This window comes from Alteromonas sp. AWM4_230 (assembly GCF_056158305.1).
In genome coordinates, this window is the sequence record NZ_JBSWTB010000001.1 from 3,053,567 (window position 1) to 3,067,722 (window position 14,156).

Consider the following 14,156-nt stretch of genomic DNA (forward strand, 5'->3'; position numbering starts at 1 on the left):
AGGTAAGGCTACGAAAGTGATTTAACAGTATAAGTAAGTTTACTTATACTTGCTAAACTATTGATTCACTTAAGCTATTTTAAAAACAGCTTGAATAAGATTAAGTTATTTCTATTAATCATAAACTTCCCTACGGTAGAACAAGCAATACGAAAATTGCTCGTCACAGGGTGCGCTGCTCAAGCAGACTTTACAACAAAAATACTAGTACCTGTGATTTAAAAAATAATGAAACTACAAAGGGAAAATGACGTGAGAACATCATTAACTTTACTATCTGCAGGAATAATCTCTGCACTTTCTTCTACCGCTATTCAAGCCAACGATTTAGTTATTAGTGGTGTTATTGACGGGCCACTAAGTGGCGGTGTTCCAAAAGCTGTAGAACTTTTCGTTGTTAACGATATCGCAGACTTATCTACCTATGGTATTGGTGCAGCGAACAACGGTGGTGGAACAGATGGAGAAGAGTTCACCTTCCCAGCTGGCACGTCTGCAAGCGCTGGCTCTTACATCTACGTAGCATCAGAAATTGATGGGTTTACCGCGTTTTTCGGTTCTGCACCAGACTACGATACATTTGAATTAGGAATTAATGGTGACGATGCTATTGAGCTTTTCAAAGATGGCAGCGTTATTGATACGTTTGGTGATATCAACACCGACGGCAGCGGCACCGCATGGGAATACTTAGATGGTTGGGCATACCGTACGTCGGGCCAAACGGCTAATGGCGGCAGTTTCGAAGCGTCTAACTGGACTTACAGTGGTGTTGACGCGCTTGACGGTTCAACCACAAATGCAGATGCAGCCAGCCCCTTCCCTACCGGCACCTTCACCACTGAAGGCGGTGGTGAAGTTATTGAAGAACCAGAAGAGCCTGCCATTGAGCTAGGAATGTGCGGCGATGATGCAACACTAATAAGTGCAATTCAAGGCAGCGAAAGTAGCTCTGCTGATGTTGGCAATAGCCATATTGTCGAAGCTATCGTTACTGGCACCCGTGCTGATGGTTTCTTTATACAAGAAGAAGCAGCGGATCACGACGGTGATGAAAACACATCTGAAGGTTTGTTCGTAGACGGCAGCGTCGATGTTGCCACCGGTAACGTCGTTCGCCTTTATGGTGAAGTAGAAGAAAACTACGGCATGACGACCCTTGCCATGGATAGCGATGTTGCTGCACTTGATTGCGGTACCGCAGATGCTGTTGAGGTAGTAGAGATCGCTATGCCGTACGAACTTGACCTTGAAACGGTTGAAGGTATGGTTGTTGGCGTGACTGACGCGACAGTAACAAGCACAAACAATCTTTGGCGCTTCGGCGAAATCGTTGTTAGTGACGCAATTAAACGCCAACCAAGCGATGTGGCAGCGCCATTGTCAGATGCTTACACAGCCGCTGTTGAAGCAAGCGAAACAAGCCTGCTTACAATTGAAGATAACAGCAGTTCTCAGTACCCAGATGCTTTGAGTTTCTTCCCTACTTTCAGCTACGCTAATGCTATTCGCATTGGTGATTCGGTTTCTGCTGCAGGTCCACTAAACTACAGCTTTGGTACTTACAGAATTAACCCTAGCGACATTATTGAAGTCACTTCAACCCGTGAAGCGAACCCCGTTGTAACAGAAGGCAACTTATCAATTGCAACTTTCAACGTGCTTAACTACTTCAACGGTGAAGTGGACGCTAACGGCGATGTAACCTTCGATTATGACGAAAACCGTGGCGCAGATGACGCAGTAGCGTTTGAATTGCAACAAGGTCGTATCGTAGAAGCCATTGTTAACCTAAACGCTGACGTTGTTGGGTTAATGGAAATCGAAAATGACGGTTTCGGTGCAGATAGCGCTATTCAGGCACTAGTTAATGCTATTAATGCAGAGCTAGGTGAAACTGAACAGTACTCATTTATTGCCACTAGCGATGGTAGCGAAGTTGGTACAGATGCTATCACTGTAGGCCTTTTATACAAAGCTTCTGTAGTAACGCCAGAAGGCGACGCTATTATTGTTGATATGCCAGTACAACAAATTGACGAAGATAGTCTTGCACAAATGCGCCCTAGCCTTCTTCAATCTTTTGTACACACTGAAAGTGAAAAGTCGTTCCTAGTTTCAGTGAACCACTTTAAGTCTAAGGGTTCGCAGTGCGCTGAAGACATTGCCGAAGAGCCGTCTGAAATTACTACAATTCAGGGTAGCTGTAACGCGTTTCGCGTATCAGCGGCCGTCACATTAGGTAATGCTTTAAGCGATGAAAATCTGCCAGAGCGTAAGATAATCTTAGGCGACTTGAACGCGTACAGTGCTGAAGATCCTGTGGCTGTACTTACCGACTATACACCTGAAGCTCGCGGCTACACCATAGCTACTGCGGTAAATACAGAAATGGACGACGGCGCTTCTGTTGAAGTTGAATCTAACTTCGGCTATCACAATTTAGCTGAAGAATTCGATGCAGAAGGCTTCTCATATTGGTTCTATGGTACAGAGCAAGTAGGTAGTTTAGACCACGTACTAGCAAGTGAAGCTATGCTTGCAGATGCCGTTGACGGTGCACACTGGAACATTAACTCAGTTGAAGCCTACCAGCTACAGTACGACCAAGCGCTTCGTTATTATGCTGATGAAGACGGCTACGCTTTCACTGACGTCGGTCCATTCAGAAGTTCAGACCATGACCCGTTTGTTGCAACTTTCGATCTGCAAGCGGATGTTGTTGACGATGAAGAAGACGATAACGACAGCTCAGGTGGCTCAATGGGAGGAATTCTTGCTCTGTTAGCCGCAGCAATTGGCTTTCGCCGTCGTGCTACTGTTGCTAAAAAATAACACAAGAAAGGATTAAACCCTTATTAAAATAAAAAAGCTGCCTTGAAATTCAAGGCAGCTTTTTTTTTAGGTTTTCATTTTGCCGTTGTGTGTACATGATTAGCTGCGTTTAAACTTTTATCTAGCCCTTTATAGTAGCTTCTCAAGCTTTAAAAACGGACAACATTGTAAATTACGCTTTCGCGACAACCACGCCAACTAAATCGGCCGCATTCGTATCATCAACCTCAATACCAATTCGAGCGATATACTGGTCCCGTTTTTCCGCTTGGGTCGCCGATAACTCTTCAGAACAGAGTAATTTAGCAGCACGCTGCGCAGAGTTCATTTGTTCTTCACTAAGACCACTATCCAAATGCATTTGAGTAATGACCTTAAGCAGGCTTAACGCGATTTGTTTGTCTTTGGGTGACAAGGTCAAGGCCTGTCTTAAATTGTTATAAGCGGGAATAAGGCGATTTTCTTTGTAATTTACAGCCGCCATCTGCTTGAGCTCTTTAGTAGTAAACTGAATTTCGGTACGCTCAATAGACTCTTGATTCAGATACTCATTAACCACTTGTGAGGTAAAAGTATCACCCTCTATTTGCTTTCTCAGTTTATCTAAAATGCTGACACAGTGTTCACGCATCCCCAACTCATGAAAGGCTTTCATCTTATCTAAACTATCTTCCATTGACAGTCCATCAGTAGACGCTGAGCGATCCTTCATTAACTTTTCAGCCTCACGTTTCTCGTCTCTAAGACATAGTACTCGGGACTTAACCACATCCATTTGCTCAGCAAGCTGATTCTGCATACCTTTCTGCTGCCTAAGCTCATCGAGCTCACTTTCGGCGCGTTTAAGGTACTTGTCACCTTCAGCGTTTCCTAAGCTTGTAGCCAGATCAATGGTAGAGCGAATAACATTAAGTGTAAGCTGAGGCGAATCATGAATAGAATTTTTAGCAAACTTTGCCATATTCTGCACGGCAGAAAGCTGGCCAGCTTTATCATGATTGAGCCTGGCTAGGTCCCACAAACGTTTGTTTCGCTCGATATTACGGGGCGCAAGCCGGCTTGCCTCTTTCATTTGCTCGTAAGCAATATCAAACTGCTCTTTTTCAATGAAGTATTGTGCAAGCAAATCGAAGGTTAAGAAGCGTGTATCAGGCCGCTGGAGTAGATCATCAACCAATAACTGTGCTTCTTCTAGTTCATCTTGGCGCAATAACGAACGGGTGAGACCAATGTGAACCCACGCGTGGTCCATACTCTGAAGTAGCGTTCTAAAGTAGTCCTCTGCCGTTTCATAGTCCCGTAACTGCAATAAACAGTCACCAATGAGGCGTTTTATTCTGGTGTGGTACTCTGAAAGCGAGGGATCTTTTAGTTGTCGCTCAGCATAATACATCGCCGTTGAATAGTCGCCAGCATGCATGCAATGCAGCATTTTGTGTAGTTTCAAGCGAACTTGTATTAGGTATTCCAAGCGCGCTTCGATCTTATTGCGCTGTAATGGTTTAACCCAGAAATCATCCGGCTGCAGTTCTACAATACAATTAACAAGTTCAGGCGATGTCTCGGCACTGAGAAAAATGACCGTTGTGGTATCGTTAATGTGGTTAAGGTGCTTAAGTTCTTCAAAAAGATGAAAACCATCTTTATCGTGACTTACGTTAAACGCTAGTAATACAAAGTCATACTGTTTTGCCTCACACAATCTCTTAGCATGGAACGCGTTGAATGCACTGCTAACGTTTTTGATCCCTATTTCCTGTAATGCTGATGTAACAACATCGTGAACTAGCCCCTGGTTATCGATAACCAGCACATGTAGCTCTTCTCTTGGGGTGGGGGCAGGTATTTTTTCCAGCATTAACCAATCACTTCTTACATCTTTTCCCTAAGCGACACAATAGCGTCAAGACGGCCTATTGTGGACAACACTATGCTATCGTTGTGAAGTAACCATCAAATACAAAGCCTGTTTACTTATCACTAAGCTTTACGGTCTACTCGTATTTCAGATAAGACTTTATCACAACAGATATATAGCAAATTCATATTATACATAAGTATGAGTTTTTGGATACTAGCGCGGTGGGTCGATGCTGTCATTAACACTAGCGTTCACTCTGTACCACCCTGCAACGGAATGGCGTGTTCTTACTGCTGGCAAAACTTCATGAGGGAATGCTTCACTAAGAAACACGACGAATGTTCCTTTTGCTGGTAGGACTTTTGTTCCTATTTGGTCATTGTCATCCGAATACAGCACTAATTCACCGCCATCAGTCTCCTGCCAGCTTTCGTTTAGATAAGCAACAAGTGATAGCACCCTATTGCCCTGACCTTTAAACGCATCTACATGGCGCTTGTAAAATTTACCCGGTTCATAACAAGCAAAATGACTTTCAAACGAAAAAAGCCCCATAAAAAGCGAACGGTTTATATATTGCTGCATAGCTTCACACCATGACAGCCACAGGGCGCCTTCCTCAGAAGAACCGGTAATCCAGCAAATTTCGTCCCCTCTCACTTTTTCAGCCTTGTGATAATTCTCTGCGCGACCAATGCCCGCTTTTCTATATTCAGCTTCGGAGATTTTACGCTGGCAAGTCAAAAGTGCTTGTGTAATAAAATCAGGTAAACCATTCTTTTGAATAGAAAAGCCTGTAGTGACTAAGTCGTCAACGATGTTTTCAAATATGGCTTCATCAAAAACGTGTAGAGGCTGATACGACGCAAGTTGTTCTCTATTCATCAAACTCTTTTTACCTATGGGCAGTTAACTAATCGTTAAATTATTAGGAAGGTGTGGACGTAAAAAAAAAGTAGCGAACTTATACGCGGCGTTGAGCCTTGTGGCAATCGCATAACCACACATTTTTCGCGCTATTTTTTCATCGATAAAAGAAAAATTATTTATCGTTTTGACGACTAAAGAATTCGCACGTTTCTTGCTATCTATTTTTTAATTAGTCTTTAATCAGTGCGTGAGCAAGCTGCGCTAAACAGAGGCTAAAACAATTACTAAAGAGCAATTAAATAAGCTCAATTTTAAATAACCTCAATTAGTAAGCCATGGTATGTATTTTAATGGTGCTGCTTAAAGCGAGCCCCCTTAGTACTTGTTATCTTCGCCTTTAGGGTAAGAACACGAGGGCTACATTTAACAGTTGAAAAAAACATTACTAGGCGTTTAAGTAGAAATATACATACAGTACGTATTAGAAGTATTTATCAAAAGCATTAGCAAAAAGAGTAACCCATGAGTCAAGACCAGACACAAATAGAAGAAACGGAACATCATCTAGACTTAAGAAATTTAAGACTGGATGACTATAACGACGTAAAAGCGTTAATGGATAACGTATACGCTAACGTTGGAGGCGCTTGGCCTTATTCTAACTACAAAGCGCAAGTCACTACCTTTCCTGAAGGACAAATATGCATTGAAGATAAAGGGAAAGTCGTTGCTTTTGCCATTTCTGTTATTGTTGATTACGACCAGTTTGGTGATAAGCATAGTTACGATGAAATAACCGGGGATGCCTATCTTACGACTCACGATCCAAATGGTGATGTGCTTTATGGCGTAGAAGTTATTGTTTGCCCAGAATACCGCGGCCTTCGTTTAGGTAGGCGGCTATACGAAGCTCGAAAAGAGTTATGTAGAAACTTAAACCTAAAATCGATTATGGCAGGGGGGCGCATCCCCAACTATAGAAACTATGCACATGAACTGTCGCCTTATGAATACATTGAGCAAGTAAAGCTTAAGGATATTTACGATCCAATTTTAACGTTTCAGCTATCCAATGGCTTCGAGGTAAAGCAAGTAATGACTGCGTACCTCCCTGAGGATGAAGCATCGAAGGGTTATGCCACGTTACTTCAATGGCATAACATTTACTACGAGCCGGGCACGCCTTCTTTAATCGCCAGCAGGAAATCGAGTGCGCGTATAGGATGTATTCAGTGGCAGATGCGCTACTTCAACAATGTAGAAGAGCTGCTTCAGCAAGTAGAATACTTTGTCGACGCTCTATCTGACTATTCATGCGATGTGGCCTTGTTCCCTGAATTTTTTAATGCCCCGCTTATGGGTCTTAGCCCATCCGATTCGTCCATCGACGCTATTTGGCATTTGGCTACCTATACTGATGAAATTTTAACTGCCGTATCGCACTTAGCCGTGTCGTACAATATTACGATTATTGCCGGGTCTATGCCTGTGGTAGAAGAGGAGCTGCTGTATAACGTAAGCTATATATGCAAACGAGACGGAACGATTGAAAGCCAGTACAAACTTCATCCAACCCCTCATGAAAAAGAGGACTGGATTATGAAGGGCGGAAATAGTCTCAAGACTTTTGATACCGATTTCGGGAAAATCGGCGTTCTAATTTGTTACGACGTGGAATTTCCAGAACTAGCGCGCATTCTTTCAGACCAAGAGATGCAAATTTTATTTGTGCCATTTTGGACAGACACAAAAAATGGTTACTTACGGGTTCGCCGCTGTGCACAGGCAAGGGCTATAGAAAATGAATGCTATGTGGCTATTGCTGGAAGTGTTGGTAATCTGCCCAAAGTAGATAATGTGGATATTCAATATGGGCAGACTGCAGTGTTTTCACCCAGTGATTTTGCGTTCCCCCACGATGCCATTGTGTCAGAAACAACACCAAATACAGAGATGACGCTTATCGTTGATTTAGACCTCGACAAACTCACCAAACTGCAAAATGAAGGTTCGGTGCGAAATTACCTAGACCGACGCCGTGATCTTTATCGGGTTGAATGGATTGGCGATAAAAACTAACCCTGTTTCTATCAATGAAAAATGCTGGGGTAAGACAAATTCCAGCTTCTTTGGCTTATGGAAAGTTAGCATTCTACATAAGCCATAGAATTTCCTTCGATTTAGCGATAACATGAAACTGCGCGCAAAGAATAATGGGCTCTCTTATAGATAAAAGGTTATGACGTCATAAAGAGAGCGCTACATAAAGAGATTATTAATTTACTATGGCAAATAATTCGAAAAACGATGAGTTTCCAACCATTAGATTGGATGAAGAAGACCGTCGAGATTATCAGACTAAAAGGCAAGCGGCCCCGACAAAGGCGACCACGCCCTCACCTTCCCCTTCAGCTAACCGCCAGCCTTCAAATAGTGGTAGCGGTAACGGAGTCTGGGTTGTTTTAGTTGCCTTAATTGCCTTAGCGGCATGTGGCGGTTGTTACTACTTGTACACTATGCTTGAGCAACAAAAGGCTGTGGCTGAGCAAGCCGAAAAGCGCATTATGCAGTTAGAAAATAAGCTTTCTGCGACAGGCGAGGAAATTGGCGAATCTACGGTTGCTTTACAAGTTAAAGTTACTGAGTTGTCTAATAAAACCAATGAACTTTGGGAGCAAATGGACAAACTTTGGGCTTCGGCATGGCGTCGTAATCAAAAAGAAATCGCTGACCTTGGTGATCGTGTTGGTAATGTTCAAACTGCACTGAATAAAAATGTCAGCGCCGTTTCTGACGACGTAAAAAGCCAAGCTGCAGCAATCGGCTCTGTTAAAAATCAATTGGCATCACTAGCCGATGAACTACTTGCTGTGAACGTTCAACTAGAACAAGCCACAAGCGATAAACAAAGTGCCCAGCAACGTGTGCGTAATCTTACCGATAAACTATCAGTATTGGAGCAGCGTAACACAACGTTATCTGGACGCATTACCAGTTTAGAAAACGAGATCCGCGACATCGCCACAAAAGTAGTATCAAGTGGCAGTGCGAGTGGTGGTGCGGGCTCACCTCCCTCACCTGCTGGCAGTTAAATTACCCACCATTGTTTGGCGTGTTGTTTTCAAGACAAACAGTACGACATAGCAATACCAGATAAATACAGAAAAAAGAAAGGGGTTAATCGCCCCTTTCTTTTTTGTCGTGATACCATTACCGCCTTCGACGAAATAAGACAGGACATACTGCGCAATGAGTGACCAAGCGCCTAAACGTTTAAATAAATATATTAGTGACACAGGCCTATGTTCACGCCGAGAAGCGGATAAACTCATTGAGCAAAAGCGCGTTACTGTAAATAACAAGCCACCAGAGCTTGGTACCAAAATTGGCGCTGGCGATATTGTCAAAGTTGATGGGAAAGTGGTAGGTGCGGTAGCGAAGGATAAATCAGATAGGGTCTATATTGTATACAACAAACCTATAGGCATAACCTGTACTACCGAGCGCCATGTTAAAGGCAATATTATTGACGCTATCGGTCATAAAGCACGTATATTTCCCGTAGGTAGGCTTGATAAGCCTTCTGAAGGACTCATCATACTCACCAGCGATGGCGATATCGTAAATAAAATATTGCGCGCAGAAAATGCCCACGACAAAGAATACGAAGTAACGGTTAACCAGCCAATTAGTGAACGGTTTGTGAAACGTATGGCGCGCGGCGTGCCCATCTTAGGCACAGTGACAAAGCCCTGTGTCGTTAAACCTACCGGCAAGAACAAGTTTACTATCATTCTCACCCAAGGACTTAATCGTCAAATACGCAGAATGTGTGAGTTTTTGGGTTACGAGGTCACCAAACTAAAACGTACACGTATTATGCATTTGGAACTTAGCAATTTAAGGCCAGGTCAGTGGAGAAACTTAACTGAGCGTGAGCTGAAAATAATGCAAAATGCAGTTCGCTCTTCCACTAAAACTGCAGAGAAAGTCGATTCGCGTCAATAGACCTACTTCATCACACTTCTTGCGCAATGAATTACCAAGGCCAAAAACAGACGAAAAAAAAGCGCCCATTGGGCGCTTTTCTTGAAACCTAGTCTTATCGACGTAGACCTAGACGCTTGATAAGGTCAAGGTAACGCTCAGCGTTCTTGCCTTTAAGGTAGTCTAGAAGCTTACGACGTTGGCTAACCATACGTAGAAGACCACGACGAGAGTGGTGATCTTTCTTATGATCAGCAAAGTGACCTTGAAGCTTGTTGATGTTGTGAGTAAGCAAAGCTACTTGAACTTCTGGTGAACCAGTGTCGCCTTCTTTTACGCCGTACTCAGCAATGATTTTCGCGGTTTCTGCTTTAGTTAGTGACATATCATTCTCCTAAAATTTATGCTTCGCCGATCACTAATTCAGCAAAGCGGAATGAGCGCCGTATTATAATGACGTTTACACACTTAGCAAGCCATAAACCATCTTTATTTACAGACGCCACGTCTATGGATAAACAACCCGGCGCTTAGGGTTAACAAATACTTCTTGTTTAGGTATGCCTTGGTCTTTTGGGTCAAGCACCCCTTCCCCAACGCCAAGGAAAATACCATTAGTATCAACGCCGTGGTAGACCCGGTAGGATGTCCCTTCACGAAGTGCTTCACTGCACATGCCTTTAACCGATTGACCATTGTCAAAGCGATTTCTTTCGGCGTCGTTAATTGTCACAAACGGAAGGCGGCTAACAGCGGTATCCATAGGAATAAGCAAGTCATCAAGCGCTTTAAAGTCACCGTCTTCTAGCGACTCTTGAATGTCAATTAACTTATCTAGCGATACCATTTTATCCGTAGGATAGTCAGCAACTTCGGTGCGATGTAAGCGGGTCACATAAGCGCCACAACCAAGGTTCTGTCCTAGGTCGTCTACGATAGAACGAATATAAGTACCTTTGCTACACTTGATGCGCATATCCACATAAGGCAGTTCGATACGCAGTATGTCCAGTTCATACACTTCAATATCACGGGGTTCACGTTCAATCTCTATGCCTTGACGCGCATAATGATAAAGCGGCTTACCTTGATGCTTAAGCGCAGAAAACATAGAAGGGATCTGCTTACTTTTACCTAAAAACGCTAAGCAAGCATTGCGTACTTGCTCTTCCGTGACTTCAACTGGCTTCTCTTCTACCACTTCACCGTCGGCGTCAGACGTGGTGGTGCGAACACCTAGTTGAGCAGTTACTTCGTAGGTCTTTTCCGCGTCTAGAAGAAACTGGGAGAACTTGGTCGCTTCACCCAAGCACAGCGGCAGCATACCGCTGGCTAGCGGGTCAAGCGCGCCTGTGTGGCCCGCTTTAGCCGCTTTGTACAGCCAACGTACTTTCTGTAATAGTTGGTTAGATGAACCACCAAGTGGTTTATCAAGCAATACTATGCCGTTAATGTCACGGCCCTTACGACGTCTTGCCATCTACTCCTGCTCTTGTGAATCGTCTTCATCGCGCTTCGACTCATCTTTAGCGATGGTCTGTGACACAAGATTAGAAATACGCATACCTTCAACAATCGACTTATCTTCAAAGAAGTGAAGATCAGGTACTGAGCGCATGCGAATACGTTTTGCAAGAATACTGCGAATGAACTTTTTGTATTCGGCTAGCTGCTTAATTTGCGCTTTGCCTTCTTCTTCAGTGCTGTTGTAGATAGTCACAAAGATTTTCGCGTGAGCTAGGTCGCGCGATACATCTACATCAGAAACCGTGATCAAAGGCATATCGCCTACGCGGTGTTTGTATTCGTTTTGCAGAATGCTCGCTACTTCTTTATGAACTTGCTGAGCCACTCTGTCGGTACGTGAAAATTCACGAGCCATTGTTCTCTCCTTTCCTTATTTAACCAGCGGCATGCTTGAGGCTGTTTGCTTTATATAGACAAAAACGGGAGCACTCGGCCCCCGTTTTTCACATGCCGAATTAACTAAGGCAATTAAATTTCGCGCTTAACCTCAACGATTTCGAAGACCTCAATTTGGTCGCCTACTTTAACATCGTTATAGTTCTTAACGCCGATACCACATTCCATACCGTTACGTACTTCTTGTACGTCGTCTTTAAAGCGACGTAGTGATTCTAATTCACCTTCGTAAATTACTACGTTTTCACGAAGTACACGGATTGGGTTGCTACGCTTAACATTACCTTCTGTAACCATACAGCCTGCAATTGCGCCCAGTTTCGGTGACTTAAACACGTCACGAACTTCAGCAAGACCGATGATCTCCTGCTTGAACTCTGGTGCAAGCATACCGCTCATGGCTGCTTTCACTTCGTCAATTAGGTGATAGATAACGCTGTAGTAACGTAGGTCAATTTCTTCAGCTTCTAGTACGCGACGTGCTGTTGCATCGGCACGAACGTTAAAGCCTAGTACAATAGCGCCTGATGCAGCCGCAAGGGTCGCGTCAGTTTCGGTGATTCCACCTACACCACTACCTACAATATTAACTTTAACTTCAGAAGTTGAAAGCTTAACCAGTGACTCAGAAATCGCTTCTACAGAGCCCTGTACGTCAGCCTTAAGTACGATGTTAAGTTCGCTAACGTCACCTGATTCCATGTTCGCAAACATGTTTTCAAGTTTCGCTTTTTGCTGACGAGCAAGTTTAAGTTCACGTTTCTTCTGATGACGCTTCGCTGCTACTTCACGAGCTTTACGTTCGTCTTTAACAACTGCGGCATCTTCACCCGCTACTGGAACACCTGAAAGACCAAGTACTTCTACCGGCGTTGAAGGTCCTGCAACCTTAATCTCTTTACCGTTTTCGTCGCGCATTGCACGAACACGGCCGTACTCTTCACCACAAAGTAGAATGTCACCAGCAAGTAGTTGACCTTCCTGAACGAGTACTGACGCTACCGGACCACGACCTTTATCAAGACGAGATTCGATAACAATACCGCGACCAGAGCCTTCAGCTACCGCTTTAAGGTCAAGTAGTTCTGCCTGAAGCACGATAGCATCAAGAAGCTCATCAACACCCATACCCGTTTTCGCAGAAACGTTACAGAACTGGTGTTCACCGCCCCACTCTTCTGAGATAACTTCAAGTTGAGATAGCTCAGTTTTAACGCGGTCTGGATCAGCTGTTTCTTTATCCATCTTGTTCACTGCAACGATAAGAGGTACACCAGCAGCACGGGCGTGCTGTACCGCTTCTTTCGTTTGCGGCATTACGCCGTCATCTGCAGCAACAACAAGAATAACGATATCCGTCGCCGTAGCACCACGAGCACGCATTGCAGTAAACGCGGCGTGTCCAGGCGTATCTAGGAAGGTGATTTCACCGTTATCTGTTTGTACTTTGTAAGCACCAATATGCTGGGTAATACCACCCGCTTCACCGTCTGCTACTTTCGCACGGCGGATGTAGTCAAGCAATGATGTTTTACCGTGGTCAACGTGACCCATGATGGTAACAACAGGAGCGCGTGTTGATTTCTCGCCATCTGTGCTATCTGCTAGCAACTCATCTTCAAGCGCATTGTCATTTACAAGCTCGTACTTGTGACCCATCTCTTCGATAACAAGTACCGCAGTGTCTTGGTCTAGTACTTGGTTGATAGTAGCCATCTCGCCCATCTTCATCATCGTTTTGATAACTTCGTTAGACTTAATAGCAAGTTTACTTGCCAGCTCACCAACTGTGATGGTTGCGCCAAGCTTAACAACGCGCTCTACTGGTGCTGCAGGCTTGTTAAAGCCTTGCTTAAGATGCTCACCAGCGTTTTTCTTAGACTTGCGACGACGACGTGAAGAACGCTCAACCTGCATGTCTTCTTCGTCTTCTGCTTCTTGAGCATAGCGGTTAGAGTGCAAGTGAACTTCTTCAGCTTCTGCTTTCTTACGACGCTCTTCTTCTTCTTTCCAGCGACGCTCGTTTTCTTCAGCAAGTTTACGCGCTTCGTCAGCCGCCTTCTTCGCGTCTTCTTCAAGCTTCTTCTGCGCTTCTTCTTCCTGTGCTTTACGCAGGCGCTCTTCTTCCTGACGCGCTGCTTCTGCTTCCGCTTTTTCAGCTTCAGTTAGCTCTGGCTCGTCTGCTTTACGGGCTTCAGCTTCTTTCTTAGCTTGCTCCGCACGACGTGCACGCTCTTCATCAGCGGCTTTTTTCGCTTCTTCTGCTTTACGCGCTTTTTCTTCAGCGGCTTTCTTTGCTTCTGCTGCTGCTTTCTCTTCTGCTTCGCGCTTCAAACGTGCCTCTTCTTCAAGACGCTTCGCTTCTTCTTCCGCTTGACGTTGTTGTTCTTCAACGTCGCTGCGCTTAACGTATGTGCGCTTCTTGCGTACTTCCACTTTCACTTCTTTAGACTTACCAACACTTAATGTGCTTGTTGTCTTACGCTTAAGTGTCATACGCGTAGGTTCAGCTGCGCTGCCGTGTTGCTTACTTAAATGATCCAATAGTTTCTGTTTCTCGTCTTCGTTTACCTGTTCGCCGGCACTCTTAGAGATACCCGCGTCTTTAAACTGGCCAACCAATCGGTCAACGGTCGTACCAATGTCGCTGGCGAGCTTTTCAATAGATACATCTGCCATT

10 protein-coding genes are annotated in these 14,156 nt (G+C 44.2%); 4 read left to right on the forward strand and 6 right to left on the reverse strand.

Annotation, left to right across the window (positions count from 1 at the left end; all coding sequences use genetic code 11):
• Window positions 1–252: 252 nt before the first annotated feature.
• Window positions 253–2,835: an ExeM/NucH family extracellular endonuclease gene (locus ACXACS_RS13165; RefSeq protein ID WP_474807188.1), complete on the forward strand. Its 2,583-nt coding sequence runs from the start codon at window positions 253–255 to the stop codon at window positions 2,833–2,835.
• A gap of 172 nt (window positions 2,836–3,007) precedes the next feature.
• Here the strand turns inward: ACXACS_RS13165 and ACXACS_RS13170 are convergent, their stop codons facing one another.
• Entirely contained in the window at window positions 3,008–4,693 is a 1,686-nt protein-coding gene (locus ACXACS_RS13170; RefSeq protein WP_474807190.1) for a response regulator, read from the reverse strand.
• 216 nt (window positions 4,694–4,909) lie between these two features.
• Window positions 4,910–5,581, reverse strand: a complete 672-nt coding sequence (locus ACXACS_RS13175; protein ID WP_474807191.1) for a 2OG-Fe(II) oxygenase — start codon at window positions 5,579–5,581, stop codon at window positions 4,910–4,912.
• 507 nt (window positions 5,582–6,088) lie between these two features.
• Between ACXACS_RS13175 and ACXACS_RS13180 the strand changes: the two genes are divergently transcribed.
• From ACXACS_RS13180 to rluF, 3 genes are all read left to right on the forward strand, one after another.
• Window positions 6,089–7,645 (forward strand): GNAT family N-acetyltransferase, encoded by a 1,557-nt coding sequence (locus tag ACXACS_RS13180; protein WP_474807194.1) that lies wholly within the window; start codon window positions 6,089–6,091, stop codon window positions 7,643–7,645.
• 206 nt (window positions 7,646–7,851) lie between these two features.
• On the forward strand, window positions 7,852–8,658 hold the full coding sequence (locus ACXACS_RS13185) for a hypothetical protein (RefSeq protein WP_474807195.1): 807 nt from the start codon (window positions 7,852–7,854) through the stop codon (window positions 8,656–8,658).
• A gap of 157 nt (window positions 8,659–8,815) precedes the next feature.
• On the forward strand, window positions 8,816–9,574 hold the full coding sequence (gene rluF, locus ACXACS_RS13190; protein WP_474807197.1) for a 23S rRNA pseudouridine(2604) synthase RluF: 759 nt from the start codon (window positions 8,816–8,818) through the stop codon (window positions 9,572–9,574).
• Window positions 9,575–9,668: 94 nt separating this feature from the next.
• Here the strand turns inward: rluF and rpsO are convergent, their stop codons facing one another.
• The 4 genes from rpsO to infB all read right to left on the reverse strand — a co-directional run bounded on the left by rpsO (window position 9,669) and on the right by infB (window position 14,155).
• Window positions 9,669–9,938: a 30S ribosomal protein S15 gene (gene rpsO / locus ACXACS_RS13195; protein ID WP_012518257.1), complete on the reverse strand. Its 270-nt coding sequence runs from the start codon at window positions 9,936–9,938 to the stop codon at window positions 9,669–9,671.
• Window positions 9,939–10,061: 123 nt separating this feature from the next.
• Complete coding sequence (gene truB / locus ACXACS_RS13200; protein WP_474807199.1) at window positions 10,062–11,033, reverse strand: tRNA pseudouridine(55) synthase TruB; 972 nt, start codon at window positions 11,031–11,033, stop codon at window positions 10,062–10,064.
• Complete coding sequence (rbfA, locus tag ACXACS_RS13205) at window positions 11,034–11,435, reverse strand: 30S ribosome-binding factor RbfA (RefSeq protein WP_118495169.1); 402 nt, start codon at window positions 11,433–11,435, stop codon at window positions 11,034–11,036.
• A gap of 113 nt (window positions 11,436–11,548) precedes the next feature.
• Window positions 11,549–14,155 (reverse strand): translation initiation factor IF-2, encoded by a 2,607-nt coding sequence (gene infB / locus ACXACS_RS13210; RefSeq protein WP_474807201.1) that lies wholly within the window; start codon window positions 14,153–14,155, stop codon window positions 11,549–11,551.
• Window position 14,156: the final 1 nt, after the last annotated feature.